This window comes from Pseudomonas sp. T8 (assembly GCF_024610635.1).
Taxonomy (GTDB): Bacteria; Pseudomonadota; Gammaproteobacteria; order Pseudomonadales; family Pseudomonadaceae; genus Aquipseudomonas; species Aquipseudomonas chlororaphis_I.
Genome location: NZ_CP102374.1, coordinates 2,513,534 through 2,534,371, shown reverse-complemented (window position 1 = coordinate 2,534,371; position 20,838 = coordinate 2,513,534). Strand labels below are relative to the sequence as shown.

20 protein-coding genes are annotated in these 20,838 nt (G+C 64.4%); 7 read left to right on the top strand and 13 right to left on the bottom strand.

Annotated features, from left to right (window positions below):
* Window positions 1-19 precede the first annotated feature (19 nt).
* The 4 genes from lapD to NRG23_RS11340 all read right to left on the bottom strand — a co-directional run bounded on the left by lapD (window position 20) and on the right by NRG23_RS11340 (window position 3,789).
* The gene (gene lapD / locus NRG23_RS11355; RefSeq protein ID WP_257374628.1) at window positions 20-1,960 is read right to left on the bottom strand and encodes a cyclic di-GMP receptor LapD; all 1,941 of its coding nucleotides are present in this window, start codon (window positions 1,958-1,960) and stop codon (window positions 20-22) included.
* A gap of 18 nt (window positions 1,961-1,978) precedes the next feature.
* Window positions 1,979-2,686, bottom strand: coding sequence for a transglutaminase-like cysteine peptidase (locus NRG23_RS11350; RefSeq protein WP_009047642.1), 708 nt, complete (start codon window positions 2,684-2,686; stop codon window positions 1,979-1,981).
* Window positions 2,687-2,795: 109 nt separating this feature from the next.
* Window positions 2,796-3,191 (bottom strand): YbaN family protein, encoded by a 396-nt coding sequence (locus NRG23_RS11345; protein ID WP_016702286.1) that lies wholly within the window; start codon window positions 3,189-3,191, stop codon window positions 2,796-2,798.
* A 10-nt stretch (window positions 3,192-3,201) separates the two neighbouring features.
* Window positions 3,202-3,789 (bottom strand): YecA family protein, encoded by a 588-nt coding sequence (locus NRG23_RS11340; protein WP_007929756.1) that lies wholly within the window; start codon window positions 3,787-3,789, stop codon window positions 3,202-3,204.
* Between the two features lie 473 nt (window positions 3,790-4,262).
* On the opposite strand from NRG23_RS11340, the gene recQ reads away from it, so the two are divergent.
* The 3 genes from recQ to NRG23_RS11325 all read left to right on the top strand — a co-directional run bounded on the left by recQ (window position 4,263) and on the right by NRG23_RS11325 (window position 8,314).
* A complete protein-coding gene (recQ, locus tag NRG23_RS11335) occupies window positions 4,263-6,389 on the top strand; it encodes a DNA helicase RecQ (RefSeq protein ID WP_009047644.1) in 2,127 nt (708 codons plus the stop codon).
* Between the two features lie 124 nt (window positions 6,390-6,513).
* Window positions 6,514-6,948 (top strand): MarR family transcriptional regulator, encoded by a 435-nt coding sequence (locus tag NRG23_RS11330; RefSeq protein ID WP_007929752.1) that lies wholly within the window; start codon window positions 6,514-6,516, stop codon window positions 6,946-6,948.
* 130 nt (window positions 6,949-7,078) lie between these two features.
* Window positions 7,079-8,314 (top strand): peptidoglycan-binding protein LysM, encoded by a 1,236-nt coding sequence (locus tag NRG23_RS11325; protein ID WP_257374627.1) that lies wholly within the window; start codon window positions 7,079-7,081, stop codon window positions 8,312-8,314.
* Here the strand turns inward: NRG23_RS11325 and NRG23_RS11320 are convergent.
* Window positions 8,287-10,476 (bottom strand): patatin-like phospholipase family protein, encoded by a 2,190-nt coding sequence (locus NRG23_RS11320; protein ID WP_257375069.1) that lies wholly within the window; start codon window positions 10,474-10,476, stop codon window positions 8,287-8,289. The genes NRG23_RS11325 and NRG23_RS11320 overlap by 28 nt on opposite strands.
* Before the next feature lie 71 nt (window positions 10,477-10,547).
* Here NRG23_RS11320 and NRG23_RS11315 point away from each other — a divergent pair, with 71 nt between their 5' ends.
* Window positions 10,548-10,835 (top strand): SelT/SelW/SelH family protein, encoded by a 288-nt coding sequence (locus NRG23_RS11315; protein WP_009047647.1) that lies wholly within the window; start codon window positions 10,548-10,550, stop codon window positions 10,833-10,835.
* On the opposite strand, the gene NRG23_RS11310 is transcribed toward NRG23_RS11315, so the two are convergent.
* Both NRG23_RS11310 and NRG23_RS11305 read right to left on the bottom strand, forming a co-directional pair.
* Window positions 10,829-11,719 carry a DMT family transporter gene (locus tag NRG23_RS11310; RefSeq protein ID WP_110177053.1) on the bottom strand — a complete coding sequence of 297 codons (891 nt, stop codon included), beginning with the start codon at window positions 11,717-11,719 and terminating at the stop codon, window positions 10,829-10,831. The two genes, NRG23_RS11315 and NRG23_RS11310, sit on opposite strands and share 7 nt — an antisense overlap.
* Before the next feature lie 93 nt (window positions 11,720-11,812).
* Window positions 11,813-12,571 (bottom strand): AraC family transcriptional regulator, encoded by a 759-nt coding sequence (locus NRG23_RS11305; RefSeq protein WP_257374626.1) that lies wholly within the window; start codon window positions 12,569-12,571, stop codon window positions 11,813-11,815.
* Window positions 12,572-12,703: 132 nt separating this feature from the next.
* Here NRG23_RS11305 and NRG23_RS11300 point away from each other — a divergent pair, with 132 nt between their 5' ends.
* Window positions 12,704-13,525, top strand: coding sequence for a UDP-2,3-diacylglucosamine diphosphatase (locus NRG23_RS11300; RefSeq protein ID WP_009042684.1), 822 nt, complete (start codon window positions 12,704-12,706; stop codon window positions 13,523-13,525).
* A 93-nt stretch (window positions 13,526-13,618) separates the two neighbouring features.
* Here the strand turns inward: NRG23_RS11300 and NRG23_RS11295 are convergent, their stop codons facing one another.
* Entirely contained in the window at window positions 13,619-14,209 is a 591-nt protein-coding gene (locus NRG23_RS11295; RefSeq protein WP_028681954.1) for an HD domain-containing protein, read from the bottom strand.
* Window positions 14,210-14,307: 98 nt separating this feature from the next.
* A complete protein-coding gene (locus NRG23_RS11290; protein WP_016702281.1) occupies window positions 14,308-14,619 on the bottom strand; it encodes a DUF962 domain-containing protein in 312 nt (103 codons plus the stop codon).
* Between the two features lie 162 nt (window positions 14,620-14,781).
* Here NRG23_RS11290 and NRG23_RS11285 point away from each other — a divergent pair, with 162 nt between their 5' ends.
* Window positions 14,782-15,843, top strand: a complete 1,062-nt coding sequence (locus tag NRG23_RS11285) for an AraC family transcriptional regulator (RefSeq protein WP_110177057.1) — start codon at window positions 14,782-14,784, stop codon at window positions 15,841-15,843.
* Here NRG23_RS11285 and NRG23_RS11280 read toward each other — a convergent pair.
* Window positions 15,800-17,254 (bottom strand): TrkH family potassium uptake protein, encoded by a 1,455-nt coding sequence (locus tag NRG23_RS11280; protein WP_009047652.1) that lies wholly within the window; start codon window positions 17,252-17,254, stop codon window positions 15,800-15,802. The two genes, NRG23_RS11285 and NRG23_RS11280, sit on opposite strands and share 44 nt — an antisense overlap.
* 120 nt (window positions 17,255-17,374) lie before the next feature.
* On the opposite strand from NRG23_RS11280, the gene NRG23_RS11275 reads away from it, so the two are divergent.
* Entirely contained in the window at window positions 17,375-17,941 is a 567-nt protein-coding gene (locus NRG23_RS11275) for a nitroreductase family protein (protein ID WP_257374625.1), read from the top strand.
* 137 nt (window positions 17,942-18,078) lie between these two features.
* Here NRG23_RS11275 and NRG23_RS11270 read toward each other — a convergent pair whose 3' ends face one another.
* From NRG23_RS11270 to NRG23_RS11260, 3 genes are all read right to left on the bottom strand, one after another.
* A complete protein-coding gene (locus NRG23_RS11270; RefSeq protein ID WP_041987069.1) occupies window positions 18,079-19,419 on the bottom strand; it encodes a HAMP domain-containing sensor histidine kinase in 1,341 nt (446 codons plus the stop codon).
* Between the two features lie 65 nt (window positions 19,420-19,484).
* The gene (locus NRG23_RS11265; RefSeq protein ID WP_009047655.1) at window positions 19,485-19,922 is read right to left on the bottom strand and encodes a Spy/CpxP family protein refolding chaperone; all 438 of its coding nucleotides are present in this window, start codon (window positions 19,920-19,922) and stop codon (window positions 19,485-19,487) included.
* Window positions 19,923-20,155: 233 nt separating this feature from the next.
* Window positions 20,156-20,833, bottom strand: coding sequence for a response regulator transcription factor (locus NRG23_RS11260; protein WP_009047656.1), 678 nt, complete (start codon window positions 20,831-20,833; stop codon window positions 20,156-20,158).
* Window positions 20,834-20,838: the final 5 nt, after the last annotated feature.

The following is a 20,838-nucleotide window of genomic DNA, read 5'->3' as shown; positions in this document are numbered from 1 at the left end:
GGGTCGGGCGGGGGAGGGGCTACATCGGTTGCGGTGGGCCGATCAGACGCCCCATGACCCCGAACAGGCCCAGGGCCTTGAGGGTGTCCAGTTCACCCTGGGTTTCGACCTGTTCGGCGATCAGCGGCAGGTCGATGCTGTGGGTGGCGCGAAATACCGCCTCGATGAACAGCTGTTTGTCGCTTTGCCGGTCGATGTCGCGGATGTAGCTGCCATCGACTTTCAGGTAGGCCAGGCCGAGGTGGGCGAGGTTGCCGATCTGGCTGAAGTTGCCGCCGAAATGTTGCAGGCCGATCCGGTAGCCGCTGTCCCGCAGGCGCTGGCTCAATTGCTGCAACTCGCTGGCCGAGGGCAGTTGGCGTTCGTCGATCTCCAGTGTCAGTAACCTGGCCAGGTCGGGCAGGGCCTTGAGCTGGTCGAGGATCCGCTGCAAGGCGTCGGGGTCGCGCAGGGTGCTGCCGGACAGGCTCAGGGCCAGCGGCCAGGCATGCTCGACCAGATAATCCAGGGTGTGTTCGAGCATGGCCAGGTCGAAGCGCGCCGACCAGCCGAGACGCTCGAACCAGGGCAGGAAATGCCCGGCGGCGATGGCTTCGCCCTGCGGGTCGAGCAAGCGCGCCAGCACCTTGTGATGCAGCACCTCGCTGGTGTCGGCGCACTGCACCACCGGCTGGAAATACAACTTCAACTTGCCGTTGCTCAGGGCGTCGTCGATCCAGGCGCGCCAGTCATGCTGCGTCTGGCTGGGGCCGGCGGCGAAGTCCTGCAGCAGCGCCCAGGGACGTTCGGGGTGCTGCTGGGCCTGCGCCAGCGCCTGGTCCAGACGCAGCCATACGCCGCTCAGCGGGTCGCCCGGCCGGTAGGCGACGATGCCCAGGTGCGCCACCGGCGTGCAGTCGCTGGCCCCGGTCAGGCGCAGGTTCTCCAGGGTGGCGCTGATTTCCATGGCCAGGCGCTCGGCGCCGCGGCTGTCCAGGCCCGGCGTGAGCAGGCTGAATTCGCCGCCGCGATTGCGCGCCGCCAGCCAGTGGCGCCGGTCGGCCTGGGTGCCGATGCGCTTGAGCAGGTCGCCGATGCTTTTGATCAGGGCGTCGGTGCGCTGGCCGCCCAGGCGCTGGTTCAGGCCACTGAGGTCGTTGACCCGCAGCATCAGCAGGTAACCATCGCCACTCTGCTCGTTGAGCAGCAACTGATCGCCGAGCTGTTCGTCCAGCAGGCGCCGGTTGGCCAGGCCGGTCAGGCTGTCCTGATAGGACTCGGCCCGCAGCTTCTCGCTGCGCGCAGCCTCCTCGGTGAACAGGGCCTTGAGTTTTTCCACCATCTGGTTCATGGCCAGGACCACCCGCTTGAGTTCGGGGGTGCGTGGCGCCGTCGGCAGGCTGATGAACTCACGATGGCTGATGGCTTCGGCCTGCCTGACCATGGCATCCAGCGGTCGCAATTGGCGCCGCAGCAGCCAGCCGCCGAACACCGCGCTGAGCAGCCCGCAGACCAGCAGCCAGAGCAGGCCGCCGAGGCTGCTGTCCCAGAGCCTGGCCAGGGCGAACTGCGGGTTGCTCAGCACCTCCACCCGCGCCACCTGTTCCCAGCCGCGCATGACCAGGGCGTCGCCGCCTTGCGGGTGCAGGTTCACCAGCCTGACGAACCACTGGGGGACGCCTTCGATGTTGGCGGGCACCGAACGCTCCAGCAGAAGGCTTTCGTCTTCGATGTTCACCACCCGGATGCTGTTGTAGTAGCCGCTGTCGAAGATCGAGCTGACCATCAGTTCCATCATCGCCGGGTCGTCGACCTGGCTGGTCAGGGACAGGCCCAGGGCGGTGGCCGCATCCTGGGCGTGGGAGCGCAACTGGCTGAGCATCTGCTCGCGGGAGCTTTCCAGGCTGACAAAAAAACTGCCGCTGAAGGCCACCAGCAGGAACAGGCAGATGGCGAGAAACAGTTGCTTGAGTAGCGACATTCGGCACTCCTTGTCGGATCAGCCATTACCCACGGTGAAGCCCTCGTCCTGCATCTTTTTCAGCACGTCCTGCCAGCGCGAGAGTTTTTTCGGATCGATGCTGCGCGTGTCGCCCGCGGCTCCGGGCAGGTACAGCCCCTCGGCATTGAAGGCGTATACCGGGTTCGGGTCCTGGCGCTGGGCGGCGGAACGAATGTCGTTGCTGAGGTTGTCCAGTATCAGCGGTCCGGCGCCGGGGCTGGGGTAATAGGCCAGGACCATGTGCGGCCGGTTGCCGCGCCTGGCCTTGACGTAAGTGAGGCGCAGTTTGTCGCTGGAAACCCCCAGGCTGCGCAGGCTGAAATACTTGGCCAGCGCATAGTCCTCGCAATCCCCGGCGCCCTTGAGCAGGGCCTCGATCGGCGTGGCCCAATAGTCGCTCTGCTGCCAGGTGCGCTGGTCCTCCTTGAAGCTCAGTTGCTGGTTGAAGAAGCGGTTGATGGCATTCAGTTGTTCGTCTTCCGGTTGCCCGGTCACGTCCTGCAATAACTGGTTCCAGGCGTCGAGACGCTCCCGGGCCGGGCCCAGGACCTGATGGCGGTGCTCGAAGGTGCTCAGGACAGAAACGAATTCCCAGTTCGCCCGCACATTGCCCGGGTCGGTCCATAAACAGACCAGCAACAGCGACCAGCCGGCCAGCCGAGGCCGGAGCAGTGTCCACTCGGGGCGACGCGAACGTGCGGGCATGGCGGGCTGCTCGAATGCAGGTTTCTGAAGTCTAGGCGGTATTTTTCGCGAGCATGGGCAGCTGGTCGGGTTGCCACGAGCAGAGGAAGGAGGCGCGCAGGGGCCGGGCTCAAGGCCTGTGCAGGGTCTTCTGGCGCAGGATGTAGATCGTCACCAGCACCGCGCTGGTCAGCATGAAGCCGCGGGCCCAGGGCAGGGGCACCAGGTAGCAGGACAGGCCGATGCTCAGCCACATCAGGCCGATGGCGTAGACCTTGCCTTTGAGCGGAATGCCGTGGCCGTCCAGGTAATCGCGGATCCATGGGCCGAGCCGCGGATGGTCCACCAGCCATTGATAGAAGCGCGGCGAACTGCGGGCAAAGCAGGCGGCGGCCAGCAGCAGGAAAGGGGTAGTGGGCAATACCGGGAGGAAGATGCCGGTCACCCCCAGCACTACGCTCAGCCAGCCGATGGCCAGCAGAACGTAACGCAGGATCAGGGGGCGGTTGCCTATGGGCTTGGCCATAGGCAGTGACTCAGTGGTGGCGGGGCTTGAGAATGGCCGGTTTTTCGTCCGGCGCGTTGCACAGCAGGTACAGCGCGGTCAGGGCTTCCGGGATCTGCACGATCATGTCGTCCATCAGATTGGCATCGCTGGCGATGTCGGAGAACTCGGGTTGCTCGTCGAACAGGCCGGAACCAACCATGATCGGCAGGAGCATCTCGCTGACTTCTTCCTCGGCGGTCTCGAACCAGGCCGCTTCGCGCAGGAACACGCCTTCCATGAAGCCGATGCACCAGCCGCGCAGGTCGGAGTCGTCCGGCTCGTCGCCGAGGTCGAGGTCGCACGGCAGCTCGAACTCTTCGTCGGAGGCCAGTTGGCGGGCGATGTGGGCCTTGAGGGCAATCAGGGTGGATTCGATCTCTTCGCGCTGGGCGGCGTCGCTGTAGTGCGGCTCCTCGGCGAACAGGGCGTCGATCCACTCACGGTCGGGAACGCTTTCGGAACAGATGGACAGCGCAGTCAGGTAGCCGTGGGCGGCCACATAGTCCAGCGCCTCGTCATGCAGCTCATCGGCGTCGAGGAAGGCTTGCAGGCGGGTTAATTGCTCAGCGAAGGACATTGAAGGACTACCTTGGGAATAAACGATGCTGAATTCTAGGCCTTCTTGAGCGCTCAGGCCAGCCGCAGCGCATATTTGCGCGCTTCCAGGCTTTGCAGGAAAGTCGGCGAGCGAAGGCCAGGCAAGGCAAAAACAGGCGAGGAACGGCCGGGGTCGCGCCCGACTGTAGGGACCTACATGAGCATTCCGAGCCTGTTTCTGCGTAACGCCGTAGGCGTCTAGCGCGCAGCATGGCCTGCGTAGCGCCGAAGGCGCCCAGCGTGCAGCCACTTTTCATGCAGAGCCTGAAGGTTACCAGCGGTCCATTGTCGTCGCCCTTCGCCGGCAAGTGCTCGGGTATACTTGCGCGTTTTGTGATGCCCGGCAGGCGTCGTAACGGTCCAGGAAAAGTCCGCTAACGGATTTGTCAGTGAAAACCGTGGTCTTTTCGGCCAGCCTGCACACAGGGATTTCAGCGATTTTTGGAGTTTTTCATGCTCGAACAGGCTCAGCGCGTCCTCAAGGACATCTTCGGCTACGACAGTTTCCGTGGCCGCCAAGGTGCGATCATTGAGCGTGTGGCCAGTGGCGGCGACGCCCTGGTACTGATGCCTACCGGCGGCGGCAAGTCGTTGTGCTTCCAGGTCCCGGCCCTGCTGCGCGAGGGCCTGGCGGTGGTGGTCTCGCCGTTGATCGCGCTGATGGACGATCAGGTCGCGACCCTGGAAGAACTCGGGGTCGCCGCGGCGGCGCTGAACTCCACCCTGAGCGCCGAGCAGCAGCGCGACCTGGCCGCGCGCATCCGGCGTGGCGAAGTGAAGATGCTGTACCTGGCGCCGGAGCGCCTGGTGCAGCCGCGGATGCTGGCCTTCCTGCAGAACCTCGACATCGCCCTGTTCGCCATCGACGAGGCGCATTGCGTGTCCCAGTGGGGGCATGATTTCCGCCCGGAATACCTGCAACTGGGCCAACTGGCGGAAATGTTCCCCCAGGTACCGCGCATCGCCTTGACCGCCACCGCCGACAAGCGGACCCGCGAGGAAATCGTCAATCGCCTGCACTTGCAGAATGCCGAGCGTTTCCTCTCGAGTTTCGACCGTCCGAACATCTTCTATCGCATCGTTCCCAAGGAGCAGCCACGCAAGCAGCTGCTGGCGTTCCTCAGCGAACGGCGCAGCGACGCCGGCATCGTCTACTGCCTGTCGCGCAAGAAGGTCGACGAGGTGGCCGCATTCCTCTGCGAGCAGGGCTTCCCGGCGTTGCCCTATCACGCTGGATTGCCCAGCGAACTGCGCGCCTATCACCAGAAGCGTTTCCTCAACGAGGAAGGGCTGATCATGGTCGCGACCATCGCCTTCGGCATGGGTATCGACAAGCCCAACGTGCGTTTCGTGGCGCACCTGGACCTGCCCAAGTCCCTCGAGGCCTATTACCAGGAAACCGGGCGTGCCGGGCGTGACGGCCTGCCTGCCGATGCCTGGATGGCCTACGGCCTGCAGGACGTGCTGATGCTCAAGCAGATGCTGCAGAACTCCGAGGGCGACGAGCGCCACAAGCGCCTGGAGCAGCACAAGCTCGATGCCATGCTGGCGTTGTGCGAGGAAACCCGCTGCCGGCGCCAGACCCTGCTGGCCTACTTCGACGAAGACATGCCGCAGCCATGCGGCCATTGCGACAACTGTGTCGATGGCGTGCAGACCTGGGATGCCACCGAGCCGGCGCGCCAGGCGCTGTCGGCGATCTATCGTACCGGCCAGCGTTATGGCGTCGGCCACCTGGTGGACGTGCTGCTGGGCAAGGACACGGAAAAGGTCCGCAGCTTCGGCCATCAGCATCTTTCCGTGTTCGGCGTGGGCAAGGCGCGTAGCGAAGGCGAATGGCGCTCGCTGTTCCGCCAACTGGTGGCCCGCGGCCTGGCCGACATCGATCTGGAAGGCTACGGCGGCCTGCGTCTGAGCGACAGCTGCCGGCCGCTGCTCAAGGGCGAGGTGAGCCTGGAGCTGCGCCGCGACATAAAGCCGCAGACCGCCGCCAAGAGCAGCACCAGCCAGGCCAGCCAACTGGTACGTGGCGAAGAGCGCGAACAGTGGGAAGCCTTGCGCGCCCTGCGGCGCAAACTGGCGGAAGAACATGGCGTGCCGCCCTATGTCATTTTCCCCGACTCTACCCTGCTGGAAATGCTCCGCAGCCAGCCCGGCTCCCTGGCGGAAATGGCCCGGGTCAGCGGCGTCGGCGCGCGCAAACTGGAGCGCTACGGCGAGGCGTTCCTCGAAGTGTTGGGCGGCCAGGCCCAAGTGCCGAAAGTGGTGGCCGACATCCGCCACGAGCTGATTACCCTGGCCCGCGCCGGTATGACGCCGCTGCAGATCGCCGGGCAATTGCAGTGCTCGGAAAAGAACGTTTACACAATGCTCGCCGAAGCCGTGGGCAAGCAGCAGCTGTCCCTGGAGCAGGCGCTGGACTTGCCGGAAGACCTGCTCGGCGAGATCCAGGACGCCTTTCTCGACGGCGAAGGCGAGCTGCCTTCGGTGAGCGAAGTGGCCGAGCTGTTTGCCGGTCGCGTGCCGGAAGGTGTGCTGTATTGCGTGCGTGCGGCGCTGGAATCGGAATTCGAAATGTGAATTGTCCGGCGGCAAGATGTAACGATTCAGTTCATGGCAAACCTTGCCACTCGGCAACTGTCATGCTTAGCTGACTAATAATTAGTTTTTCTTAATTTTCAGTCTACTAACTCATGAGTTGTCTATGCCGTTAACCGATCAACACCGTTTTGGCATGCAGTTGGCGCAGATGTCCCGAGGCTGGCGCGCCGAACTGGATCGCCGTCTGGCCGGACTTGGCCTGTCCCAGGCCCGCTGGCTGGTGCTGCTGCACCTCGCCCGTTTCGATGAAGCTCCGACCCAGCGTGAACTTGCCCAGAGTGTCGGCGTCGAAGGACCGACCCTGGCGCGGCTGCTCGACAGCCTGGAAACCCAGGGCCTGGTGCAACGGCAGTCGGTGGTCGAGGATCGCCGGGCGAAGAAGATCGTTCTGTGCGCCCCGGCGCTGCCCTTGATCGAGCAGATCGAAACCATCGCCACCGCCTTGCGCAGTGAATTGTTCGTCGGTGTCGATGAAGAGGATATGCGGGTATGCATGCGGGTTCACGCGCATATTCTGGCCAATCTGGAAAAGTCTTGAGGCATAACTAGCGCCGCGGATTTTTGAGCTACCGACACCGGCGGACTATAAGAAATACCAGGTCCACAGCGGCATGCGCAGCCAGCGTATCGCCGCTGTGGTCGCTTTCGGTCCTCAAAAAAGGTTGCTCATGTTCCAGAGTCTGCTGGCCGCTCTGCGCGGCGCCGTCGGGTCATCTTGTCTGGGGAATCGTCCCTGGCTCCTTCTGCCGTTGCTGGCGACCCTGTATTCGCCCCTGGCCTCGGCGGAGGGCCTGGGCGAAATCACCGTGCATTCGGCGCTGAACCAGCCGCTGGAGGCGGAGATCGCCCTGGTGCAGGCGCAAGGCCTGGAGGAGGGCGAGTTGGCGGTCAGCCTGGCGACGGCCGGCGAGTTCAAGCAGGCCGGTATCGAGCGCTTGCCGTTTCTCGAGGACTTGCGCTTTACCCCGATCCTGCAGGGTGAACGCAGGGTGATCCGGGTGGTGTCGAGCAAGCCGGTGAACGAGCCGTTCCTGGATTTCCTGTTGCAGGTGAACCAGGCCAATGGCCGGCAGTTGCGCGAATACACGCTGCTGATCGATCCCCCGGGCAGCCCTGAGATAGTGCCGGCCCCGGCCAGGGAGGTCGCGAAACCTGAACCGACGATTGCCACCCAGGCTCCCCCAGCGGCGGCCAAGGCGGTTGATCCGGTGGCCGGACAGTTGGCGCAAGCCCTGCAGGCCAACCAGCAATTGCAGGACCAGGCCCGAGCGCTGCAGAACACATTGCAGCAGCGGGACGAACAACTGGCGCGCCAGCAGCAACAGCTGGTGGAGCTGCAACGTCAGTTGGCCGAAGTCCGGAGCAAGCCTGCTGATAATCCTGCCCCGGCTTCCGCACCTGTACCCGCGACGCCCACCGCCGTCAGTCCACCTCCGCCAACCGAACAGGCGCCAGAGGCCGAAGGCTCGAATCCCTGGCTGATGCTTGCCGCCTTGCTGCTGACGGCCTTGCTGGTGGTGCTGGTCATGCGTCGCCGTCGTCAGTCCGCAGCCGTAGCGGACGCGCGGTTGACCCCCGAGAACCGGCCCACACGAACGCTGGCCACTGCTGTGACGACAGTGGCAGCCCGGGAGTCGTTGAGATCAACGCCCCCGGTTGCTCCGGTACAGCCCGTGGCAGGAGAGCGGCTTGCCGATCGCGAGCCTTCGATCGATGTCGACTGGGACCTGATCGCACCTTCCGAGCCCGCCAGCGTTCCGGCGTCTCCCGCTGCCACACCGGCGCCCTTCAATGCCGACTCGATCGTCTGGCGCCTGGAGGAACCAGACGAGCCTGGCTCCGGCACCAAGGCCGAAGCCGAGTCGGACGCCCAGCCTCAGAACGTCTGGCCCAAGTTGAGGTAGACCGCTTTCTGGTTGTCGTCGTTGATGCCATAACTGAAGTTCAGCGGCCCCAGCGGCGTGTCGAAGCCGAGGAAGACGCTGGCGGCGTTGATGTAGCCGCTGTCGAACTCGTTGTCGTTGTTCCAGGCCCGTCCTCGCTCCAGGGAGCCGCCGATATACAGCGGGAAGTCCAGGGGCAGGTAGGAGCGGGGTGTCAGCCGCCGGTAGTAGACGCCCCGCATCAGGCTGATGTTCTGGCCCGACAGGGCGTCCTGGCGGAAGCCCGACAGCTGGCGGGCGCCGCCGAGCACGAAGCTCGAGGTCACCACTTCGGCCTCATCCAGGGTCCGGCCATATCGACCGCCGAGGATAAAGGTGTTCGGGCCGCTGCTCAGGGCCTTGTCCAGCTTGAACTCCCACTGCCGGTAGCGCTTGTCCGAGCCCAGGCTGGGTTCGAACTGGCGCAGCGACAGGCCGATGTCCTCGCCCGCGTGCGGGAAGTAGACATTGTCCAGGGAGTCGAACGAGTAGCGCAGTTCGTAGTAACCCTCGTTGAAGCTTTCGCTGGGCAGGTCCTGGTCGCCGACGCGCACATCGGCCTTGCCCCAGGCCTCGCCGACGCCGAAGCGGATCTCGCCGCTGTTGCCGATCTGGCGCCCGATATTGAGGCCGAAACCGTAGCGCTCCAGGCGGTATTCGGCGATCGGGTCGTTATCCAGCACGGCTTCGATATTCTGCGATTCGATGCCGATGTAAGGCGCGATGAAGTAGCGCGAGCCGACATCCAATGGCTGATAGAACTCGCTGTAGAGCTCCTGCTGATCGCCGATCTGCACCCGGGTCAGCCATTCGGCGCCGAGGCTGTTGATGCCGTTGACCCGGTAGCTGGCGCCCAGGTTGAAGGCGCTGTCGCCGCGCATGTCGTCGGACAGGTTCAGCCCCAGGCGCAGGTAGTCGGTGCCGCTGCGTTTGCCCCGGGCGTTGATCACCAGGGTGTGGTCATTGCCTCTGTGGACCACGCGGTATTGCACCTGCTCGAAGTAGTCCAGGCCGTACAGCGTGCCCATGTCGGTCTGCAGCCGGCCCAGGTCCAGAGGCTCGCCGATATGCTGGCGGATGTAGTAGCGGATCACGTCGTCGCTGACCTTCGAATCGTTTTCCACCCGGATTGCGGTGATGATCGGGGTGCGCTGGCTGGGCGTGCGCGCGGCGCTGAGTTCGGCATCCATAGGTTCGGCCCGGCGCAGCGGCGCCAGGCGTGCGTCGAGGATGCGGGTGGCGCGGTAGCCGGCGTCGATCATTTCCTGGGCGCGGCCGAAGTCGGTGACCCCGAAACTGGCCAGGGGAGGCTGGATCAGCACGTCGCTCTTGTGCAGGGACGCCAGTTGTTCCTCGGAGTTGCGCCGGGTCATCAAGGTGATCGACTGGTTCAGCACATCGACCACGGTCGCCAGTTGCTGGCGCGAGCGCAGCGGGGTGCCGATGTCGACCACAATGGCGATGTCCACGCCCATATCACGGGCCACATCCAGCGGAATGTTGTCGGTCATGCCACCGTCCACCAGCAGCCGGCCATCCATCTCCACCGGGGCGAACACCGCCGGGATCGACATGCTGGCGCGAATCACCCGGGGCAGGTGGCCCTTGCGAAATACCACTTTCTCGCCACTGGCGATGTCCGTGGCGACCGCGCGGAAGGGGATCGGCAATTTGTCGAAGTCCCGGGTGTCGCTGGCGTGGGCCAGCATGCTTTCCAGCAGCAGCGCCAGGTTCTGGCCCTGGATCACCCCCAGCGGCAGGCCGAGGCTGCCGTCGTCACGGAAGCTGAGTTTCTGTTTCACCAGGAAGTCGCGGTCGTCCTGCTTGCGCCGAAAGGGTATGTCTTCCCGAGGCGGCGCGTCGGACAGCGCCTGTTGCCAGTCGATGCCCAGGGCCAGTTTTTCCAGCTCGTCGATCTTGTAGCCCGAGGCGTACAGCCCGCCGATCACCGCGCCCATGCTGGTACCGGCAATCGCATCGATCTTCACGCCTTGCTCTTCCAGGGCCTTGAGCACGCCGATATGTGCCAGGCCACGGGCCGCGCCACCGGACAACACCAGGCCGATCTTCGGCCGTGGCGCCTCGGCGGCGTGCAGGAACACGGGGAGCAAACACAGGAGCAGGCAGGACAGCAAACGACGCATCATGGATCTCGGGGCGAGCGATAAAGGCGGCTATTATAACGACGCCCTTGAGCCCAGGAGTCGGCAGCACCATGACAGAACGTAAACCGGAAGTGGTCATCACCTATTGCACACAGTGCCAGTGGCTGCTGCGCGCCGCCTGGCTGGCCCAGGAACTGCTGAGCACCTTCAGCGACGACCTGGGCAAGGTGTCCCTGGAACCGGCCACCGGCGGCACGTTCCGCATTACCTGCGACGGCGTACAGATCTGGGAGCGCAAGGCCGATGGCGGTTTCCCCGAAGCCAAGGTGCTCAAGCAGCGGGTGCGCGACCAGATCGACCCGCAGCGCGACCTCGGTCACAACGACCGCACTCAGTGAGACGCTGCTTCTGCTGCTACGGTTTTTTTGCTTGAGCCGGACAGGCTGCTGGAGACCACGATGGCAAGGATGATCAAGACGCCGCCGATCAGCATGCGCAGCGTCGGCGTTTCGTTGAACAGCAGCCAGGCCACGGTAATCCCGTAGACCGGCTCCAGGGCAAACACCACCGCCGCGGTGCGCGCCTTGATCACCGCGAGGCTGGCGACGAACAGGCTGTGGGCCAGGCCGGTGCAGAAGATGCCGAGCAGGCTGATCCATAACCAGTCGATGGTGCGCACCTCGCTCAGGCCCGGCGCCGCCACCGGCAGCAGGCACAAGGCAACCACCACGTTCTGGCACAGCGCTGCCTGCACCGCCGGGATGCGCGCCGAGCTGGCGCGGTTGTTCAGCGACAGCAAGGCGAACAGCAGGCCCGACCCCACGGCCCAGAGCAGCCCGCTGGTGGCTTGGCTGGCGAGGTCGAAGTCCGGCGTGACCAGCACCAGGCCGACGCTGACCAGTGCCACCAAAACGATTTCGTTGAGGCGGATGCGCTCGCGGAAAATCAGCCCCTCGAGGATCACAGTGAAGGCCGGGAAGCTGGCGAAACCCAGGGTGGCGATGGCCACGCCTGCGACTTTCACCGCGATGAAGAAACTCACCCAGTGCCCGGCCAGCAGCAGGCCGCTGAGCAGCAGGCGCCACCAGTCCGTAGCCTGTAGCCGTTGCCAGCGGATGCTGCTGGCGCAGCGGGCGAAGAACGCCAGGGCGAGCACCGCGAACGCCGCGCGCCCGAAGACGATGATGGCCGGCGAAGCGGCGGCGAGTTTGCCGAATACACCGGTGAGGCCGAACATCAATGCGCCGATATGCAGGGCGCCAAGGGCAGTACGCGGAGTCATTTCAATCCTTCAAGACGGTTGAGCGGAGCGGTGCCAGTCTAAAAGCCTGGCGGGATCCGGTCTGTCGCGATCCTCGCGTTTTTTGTCGACAGCCTAGCGGTGGCCTGTGGTGCGTCGCAGCTTGCCGGGGGAGACGCCGAACTCGCGCAGCACCGCCGCGGCGAAAGCACTCTGGGAGCTGTAGCCGACGCGACTGGCGATTTCACCGATGGGCAGTGCCGAGTCGCGCAACAGGCCGGCGGCCATGTGCAGGCGCCGGCTACGGATGTAGTCCATCGGCGTCTGCCCGCATTCGGCGACAAACCGTGCATGCAGGCGAGCGCTGGACAGCCCGGCGATCCGCGCCAGGTCGGCCACCTGTAGCGGATGGGCGGCGTGTTGGTCGATATGGGCATTCAGGGCGGCATAGGGCAGGCGTCGGCCGCCGGCGCTGGCGGGGCTGGCCTGGTTGAGGCTGGCCAGCAACAGCACGGCGCCTTGCTGGGCAATCAGCGGGTCGTTGACCGGGCTGCCGGCCAGCCAGTTGACCAGTTGGCTCTGCGCCGTATCCAGGGGCAGGCGCCCGGCGTTGTCGAGCAGGCGGCGACTGGCATCGGCGTGATCGCCCAGCGACTGCACCAGCCAATGTTCATCGGGCACATCGAGCACCAGGCAGCGGCTGCCGTTGGGGCTGCCGCAGGCATGGTGGGCGCCGGAGGGCACCACCACGAAACTCTGCTGGACCACCTGGCTGCCCTGGCCGTCGACCTCGAAATCGAGCTGGCCCGACAGGCCGAACACCAGTTGCGCGTGTTCGTGGCTGTGGACGATCAGGTCGTGGCTGTATTGGCGTAGCGTGAGGATCGGTCTCATCGCAGTCTCCTTGGCAGAACGGCAGTCTACACCGGCGGCCTGGGGTCAAGCGCTGTCATCGGACTGCCGTATTTCTGTCACAGGCGATTAATCGCCCGGGTGCAAGCTCGCAAAAAATGCAGGAGTGTGCCCATGACCAGTGCCGAACTCGCCAGACCCAGCCGTAAACAACGCGTGCGCACCTTGTGGATTTCCGATGTGCATCTGGGCACCCGGGACTGCCAGGCGGAGCATCTGTCGCAGTTTCTCAAGGGCTATCACGCCGACCGGATCTACCTGGTCGGCGACATCATCGACGGCTGGAAGCTGCGCGGCGGCATGTACTGGCCCCAGGCACACACCAATGTGATCCGCCGCCTGCTGACCATGAGCAAGCGCGGCACCGAGGTGATCTATGTCACCGGCAACCACGACGAATTCCTGCGCCGCTATTCGAAGCTGATCCTGGGCAATATCCAGTTGGTGGACGAGGCGGTGCACGTCACCGCCGATGGCCGCCACCTGCTGGTGATCCACGGCGACCAGTTCGATGTCATCACCCGTTACCACCGCTGGCTGGCCTTTCTCGGCGACTCGGCCTACGAATTCACCCTGACCCTCAACCGCTGGCTGAATCATTGGCGGGCGCGCTACGGCTACGGTTACTGGTCGTTGTCGGCCTACCTCAAGCACAAGGTCAAGACCGCGGTCAGCTTTATCAGCGACTTCGAGGAAGCCATCGCTCACGAATGCGTGAAGCGTGAGCTGCACGGCGTGGTGTGCGGGCACATTCACCATGCCGAGATCCGCAAGGTCGGCGAAGTGGACTACCTCAATTGCGGGGATTGGGTCGAGTCGTGCACCGCCCTGATCGAGCATTGGGACGGCACCATCGAGCTGTATCGCCTGGCCGATGCCCAGGCGCGGGAGGCGCAGCGCAAGGCCGAACTGGCGAAGGTCGCGGAGCTGGCTTGAGGGTTCGGTCGCCTGATCTGAGGTTATCGCGGGCAAGCCTCGCTCCTACAGAAGCAGGGGTGAGCTTGCCCGCGATGGCCTGCGCAGCAGGCCTCAGGCCGGCGCGTGTTCCTGCATGGCCGCCTTGTAGATCGAGTTTTTCGGCTGGGCGAACAGGCGTTCGAGCATGGGTTCGAAAAAGCTCAGGGGCAGGCTGTCGTACTCTGGATCGAATGCCGCGGCGTCGTACTTGGCACAGAATTCAGCGGTCCGCAGATACAGCGGATGGTCCTTGAATTGCTCGCGCAGGTGCCGGTCCATGCCCAGGTGATGGAAGAAGTAGTAGCCCTGGAAAATCCCGTGCTTCTCCACCATCCACAGGTTCTCGGGGCTGACGAAGGGCTTGAGGATCGCCGCGGCGATGTCCGGGTGATTGTAGGAACCCAGGGTGTCGCCGATGTCGTGGAGCAGGGCGCAGACCACATATTCCTCATCGCGACCGTCATGCCAGGCCCGGCTGGCGGTTTGCAGCGAGTGGGTCAGGCGGTCCACCGGGAAGCCGCCAAAATCGCCCTCGAGCAACTTCAGGTGCGCCACGATGCGTGCCGGCAACTGCTTGGCGTAGGCGCTGAAATCCGCGGCGATGATCGCCCAGTCTTCCTGGGTGCCATCCTTCATGTGGGTGAAACGGGCATGAGCGTTCATCGGCAATCCTCTTGTTGTTTTTTGCGCAACGACTGGAGTCTATGCCTTGGATCCAATCCTGCACTGGCTGCGCGGGACGGCTTGCTGTCCGGCCAGGCCTAGAACGGCACCTTGCCGGTCAGCATGTCGCGGTACATGACGAAATCGCCCAGAAGGCTGTAGAGCGGATACTGGAAGGTGGCCGGGCGGTTCTTCTCGAAGAAGAAATGACCGACCCAGGCGAAGCTGTAGCCGGCCACCGGCAGCGCCAGCAGCAACAGCCAGGCGCCTTTGCCGATGGCGAAGGCGAGGATGAAGATCACCAGGGTCGTGCCCACGAAGTGCAGGCGGCGGCAGGTGCTGTTGCTGTGTTCGCTCAGGTAATAAGGATAGAACTCGGCGAAGCTGTTGAATTGCTTGATGTTATCCACGACTGCGATCTCTGTGGTTGTTGTTCTGTCAGCGGGACGCTCTGCGGGGAGCTTATTTGAGTCTAGAGTCATCAATGGCTGGGGCCAGTGACAATAGGCGCCACTTTAGTATCCTTGAGAAATCGGCCGTGGCATGCGGCTCATCATGTAAAAGAACCCACCATGAGCGAACGAACGACTTCTGCAAGCTGGGCGATGGGAATTGTCAAAGCTCTGGAGATGGACGGCCTGGATTGCCGTGCATTGTTCAAGCAGATCGGGCTCGACTATGCCGCGCTGGACGATCCGGACGCGCGTTTCCCGCAGGACTCGATGACCCGTCTCTGGCAACGAGCGGTGGAACAGTCCGGCAACCCGGCGATCGGCCTGAACATGGGCAAGGTGGTGCGACCGGCCTCCTTCAACGTGGCCGGATATGCCCTGATGTCCAGCCGTACCCTGGCCGAGGGGTTCCAGCGCCTGGTGCGCTACCAGCGGATCATCGCGGAAAGCGCTGATCTGAGTTTCCGGCTTTTACCTGAAGGTTATGCGCTGATTCTGACGGTGCACGGCGATCATCTGCCGCCGACCCGGCAAAGTGCCGAAGCCTCGCTGGCCTGTGCGCTGGCGCTGTGTGGCTGGTTGACCGGGCGGACGCTGCAGCCGCGCCAGGTACTGATGCAGGGGGCGGTGCCGGTCGATCTGGAGCCTTACAAGCAGGCGTTTCATGCGCCGCTGGTGTTCAACGCGCCTTACGATGCGTTGATTTTCGAGCGTGCCGATCTGGAAGCGCCATTGCCGACCGCCAATGAGGCCATGGCGCTGCTGCATGACCGCTTCGCCGGTGAATACCTGGCGCGGTTCTCCGAAAGCCGGGTGACGCACAAGGCGCGCCAGGCGCTGTGCCGGTTGTTGCCCCAGGGCGAGCCGAAGCGCGAAGCCGTGGCCCAGACCCTGCACCTGTCCCAGCGCACCCTGCAACGGCGTCTGCAGGAGGAGGGCACCAGTTTCCAGACCCTGCTCGACGACACCCGCCGTGAGCTGGCCGAGCAGTACCTGGCGCAGCCGAGCATGACCCTGCTGGAGATTGCCTATCTGTTGGGGTTTGCCGACCCGAGCAACTTTTTCCGCGCTTTCCGCCGCTGGTTCGATGCCACGCCCGGCGAATACCGGGCGCGGCTGCTGGAGTCCTCGGCCTCGATCAGTGACGCCAGAATGCCGGAATACACAACACGAATACGGTGATGATCTCCAGCCGGCCGAGCAGCATGCCCAGGGACAGAATCCACTTGGCGGCGTCCGGCAGGGTGGCGAAGTTGCCGGCTGGGCCTATGGTTTCGCCCAGGCCCGGGCCGACCCCCGACACCGTACTGGCCGCGCCGGTCAGGGCGGTCATCCAGTCCACTCCCAGCAGCGACAGCGCCAGGGCGATCACGCAGATGGTGATGGCGAAGAAGAACGAGAAGGTCAGGATCGAACGGACGATTTCCTCGTCGAGGCGGTGACCGTTGTATTTCTGCTTGATTACCGCGCGCGGGTGGATCAGCTGGTTCAAGTTGGCCTTGAGCAGGATGTAGGCGACCTGGAAGCGGAAAATCTTGATCCCGCCGGCGGTCGAGCCGGAACAGCCGCCGACGAAGCCCAGGTAAAAGAACAGCATCAGCGAGAAGTTGCCCCACAGGCTGTAGTCGCCCAGGGCGAAACCGGTGGTGGTGACCACCGAGGTGACGTTCAGCGCGACGTGACGCAGGGCTTCCAGCCAATGCAGCTGGGTGGTCCACCAGTACCAGGTGCCGAGCACCAGCCAGGTCACCAGCAGCATGCCGAGCAAGCCCTGGACCTGCTGGTCCTTGATCAGCGCCCGGCGGTTGCCGCGCAGGGTGGCGACGTACAGGGTGAACGGCAGGCTGCCGAGGATCATGACCACCACCGCCACCCAGTGCACCGCCGGTTGCGGCCAGTGCGCCAGCGAGCTGTCGGAGGTGGAGAAGCCGCCGGTGGAAATCGCCGACATCGCGTGGTTGATCGCGTCGAACAGGCTCATCCCGGCCCACCAGAAGGCCAGGCTACCGAGAATGGTGATGCCGACATAGGCCGCCACGATCAGCCGCGCCACCATGTGCGAACGCGGCATGACCTTTTCCGAGCGGTCCGAGGACTCTGTCTGGAACAGGCGCATGCCACCGATGCGCAGCAGCGGCAGGATCGCCACCGCCATGCCGATGAAGCCGATGCCGCCGAGCCAGTGCAGCAGGGAACGCCACATCAGGATGCCCGGCGACATGGTGTCCAGGCCGCTGAGCACGGTGGCGCCGGTGGCGGTGATGCCGGACATGCTTTCAAAGAACGAGTCGGTGTAGCTGATGTGCTGGGTCAGCAAAAACGGCAGGGCGGCGAAGATGCACACCACCAGCCAGCTGGACACCGTCAGCAGGTACATGTCCCGCGGACGCAGGTGCACATGCTCCGGGCGCCCGGGTATCACCAGGGCCAGGCCGGCGATGAAGGTGATCATGCTGGCCCAGAGGAACGACGGCAGGTCGCCGGTGCGCTCGAACAGCACCAGCGTCGCCATCGGAATGACCATGGCGATGGCCAGGGTGATCAGGAAAATGCCGATGATGAAACCAATGATCCGTAGGGTCGGCAACGCCATGAGGTCCGCTCGGGGCTGATAAGGAGGGCGCCATTCTACCTGCGGTGCGGAGCATGTAAACCGGCACCCGGAAGGCACTTATCGGTAGAATGGCCGGACATTTTTTTCAGGAGGTGGCCGATGGAGGCTCTCGACGCATTGCTCAACCGTGTTTCCGTACCGCGTCTGGTGGACCCGGCGCCGACGGCGGCGCAACGCGAAGCGCTGTTCGCGGCGGCATTGCGCGCCCCGGATCACGGCCAGTTGCGGCCTTGGCGCTTTCTGACGGTGGAAGGCGCGGCCCGTGAACAGTTGGGCGAGCTGCTGGTGGAAGCGGTGCAATTGCAGGGTGGCGAAGTGACCCAGGCGGCCCTGGACAAGGCCCGTGCCATGCCGCTGCGCGCGCCGTTGGTGGTGGTTGTAGTGGCCCGCTTGCAGGAGCACGTCAAGGTGCCGAAATCGGAGCAGCGGCTGGCGGCCGGCTGTGCTGCCCACGGCATCCTGCTGGCGGCCTACGCCCAGGGGATCGGTGCGGTGTGGCGTACCGGCGAGCTGTCCTATTCGCCCCATGTGGCCAAGGGGCTCGGCCTGGGCGACGGTGAAGAAATCATCGCCTTCCTGTACCTGGGCACGCCGCTGAACGAGCCACGGGTCGCGCCCAAGGTGGATACGGCGGAGTTCGTCAGTGCCTGGTCGGGCGAGGCCTGATCGTAGAGTTGCGGTGTTGCGGATAGCTAATCGCGGGCAAGCCTCGCTCCTACAAGTTAGTGCCGTTCGCCAGATAGGTGAACGACGCGAGTCTGCAGGAGCGAGCGGGCGGCGATCCGACTTGCCCGCGAAGCTTCTCAGGCCTGGGCAGTAACGTCAGGCACCAACGGCAACTCCAGGCTGGCGATAAAGCCGCCCTGGGGATGATTGTCCAGGGTCAGGCTGCCGCCGTGGCGTTCCGCGGCGCGCCGGGCGATGGCCAGGCCCAGTCCGTGACCCGGCGCGGTCTGGCCCGGGGCGCGGTAGAAGGGTTCGCCCAACTGACGCAAATGTTCGGCTTCCACCCCGGGGCCGTGATCGCGCACGCTGAGCACAATTCGGTCTCCCTGACGTAATGCCCGCACTTCGATCGGCTGTCCGGCCGGGTTGAAGCGCTGGGCATTGCGCAGCAGATTGTCCAGCGCCCGTTCGATCATGGTCGGCCAGCCCTTGAGGCTGAGCGGTGATTCGGCCTGGATCTTCACCGGCTGTTCCGGACAGGCCAGTTGGGCATCTTTCAGCAGGTTGTCGAGCAGGGCATTGAGGTCCACCTCTTCGGCGCTGGCGTTGTCGGCATCGACCCGGGCCAGCACCAGGATTTCGCTGATCAGTGCTTCCAGGCGATCGCACTCACGGGTCAGGCGCGGCCACAGGCGCTCGCGTTCCTCGGCCGTGGCGCGTTCGGCCAGCGCCAGGGCGATGCGCAGGCGCGCCAGCGGCGAGCGCAGCTCATGGGAGACATCGCGCAGCAGCTGGCGCTGGCTGCCGATCAGGCTTTGCAGGCGCGAACCCATGCGGTTGAAGTCCTTGGCCAGCACGCCGAATTCGTCGCGGCGGGCGGCCAGGCGAGCCAGGCTGTTCTGTTGGTAAGTGGTTTGCCCTAGGTCATGCACCGCACCGCGCAAACGGCTGAGGGGGCGGGTGATGGACAGGGTCACCAGCAGGCTGAACAGGGTCAGCACCACCAGCGCGATGGTCAGGGCGCTCAGCGGCCACAGCAGGCTGTCGCGGTGCCAGGCGTCCAGTTCCGGGTGGGGAATGCGATAGATCAGCAGGTAGGTGTCGCCGGTTTTCGGGCTGGTGTATTCGGCGGTCAGGCGCCGCCAGGGCAGGCGCCGGTCATCGTTGTTCTGCCGGGCCTCGAGGGCCGCCGCGCGGCGCGGGAAGGTGCCGCGGACCACCGGGTCGCCAGCTTCGTTCAGCACCTGTACGTTGACGTGGTACTGGTGCTTGCGCTGCTCGAGGATCTCCTGGGCGGCGTCTTCGCCCTGTTCTTCGTAGGTGCGCGTCCACTCCTCGGCCAGGGTATTGAGGCCCGGATGGCGACTGAGGATCCAGGCATCCTGGTTCAGCATATGGCCAAGCAGAATCGACAGCCCTGCAACCAGGGTGATGGCCAGCCAGAAGCTGGCGAGGATGCGCCAGAACAATGAACGCACGGGAAGTCCTCAAACAAGGAAAGCCCAGTGGGGTGCCACTGGGCTATGGGATAAGCGCTAGAGCATTATTGCGCTTTTTGCGGCTGTTGCGCTTTCCAGGCCTTGAATTCGGCCCATTCGGCGCGGCGCTCAGCGTGTTTCTTCTGGATGGCGTCAAACTCTTTCTGTTGTTCCGGCTTGAGCAGGGCGCGGATATCCGCTTCGGTTTTCTGGCGCTTGGCGGCGATCTCGTCCTTCATGGCCTTCTGGTCGGCCGGCGACAGTTTTTCCAGGTACTTCTGCACCAGCTCTTTGCGCTCGTGCATCTGCTCACCCATCAGCTTGCGAATCTGCTGGCGCTGTTCGTGGCTCAGGTCCAGCTGACTGTAGGGGCCTTTGCCGCGCATGTGTTCGCTGTGGCGCGGGCCATCCATCGGACCCATGGGACCTGCGCCTTCCGGCATGGCCATGGCCACGGTCGGCAGGGCGGCGGCGAACATCAGAGCGATCAGGGTCTTGCGCATGGTGTATCTCCTTGTCTCATTCCCGGTCAGTTCCGGATGTGTGCAGATTACGGAGATCAAGGTCAGCGGCGGTCAGCGAAGGGTAAAGCTTGGGTAAAGACGTTTTTGGCGAAACTGACATAACCCCTGTAGCCGCTGCCGAGCCTGCGAGGCTGCGAACGACCGGTACGGTCGCAGGGACCTTGCGAATGCAGGAGGGCCTGCGGCAGCGGCTACAAGGATCAGGGATCTGTTCAGAGGCTGTAGTAGTAGCCACGGCTGCGCAGGGCGACGATGCGCGGGCGGCCATCGGGGTGCGGGCCGATCTTCTTGCGCAGGTTGCTGACGTGCATGTCCAGGCTGCGGTCGTACAGGGTCAGCTTGCGGCCCAGGGCGATCTGCGCCAGCTCCTGCTTGTCCAGCGGTTCGCCCGGTTGCTTGAGCAAGGCTTCCAGCAGGCGGCTTTCGGAAACGGTGAGGGTGATGTCCTGTTCGTCGATGCTGACCACGCCGCGTACCGGGCTGAAACACAGGTCGCCCAGCTCCATCTGGCTGGACACCGCGGTCGGGTGGCTGCGGCGCAGCACGGCGCGCAGGCGGGCGGTCAGTTCACGCGGATCGCAGGGTTTGGCCAGGTAGTCGTCGGCGCCCAGTTCCAGGCCGAGGATGCGGTCCAGGGGCTCGCCGCGGGCCGAAAGCATCAGCACCGGCAAGTCCGGGTGGTCGTTGCGCAACTGCTTGAGCAGTTCCAGGCCGCTGCCGTCGGGCAGCATCACGTCCAGCACCACCGCCGCCGGAGCGTGGTCGGCCAGGGCGCGCCGGGCGCTCAGGCCATCGTGGCAGGCCCGTACCTGAAAACCTTCCTGGCCCAGCCAACTGGTCAGGAGTTCGCAGAGCTCCTGGTCATCGTCAATCAGTAACAGCTCGCTCATGAATC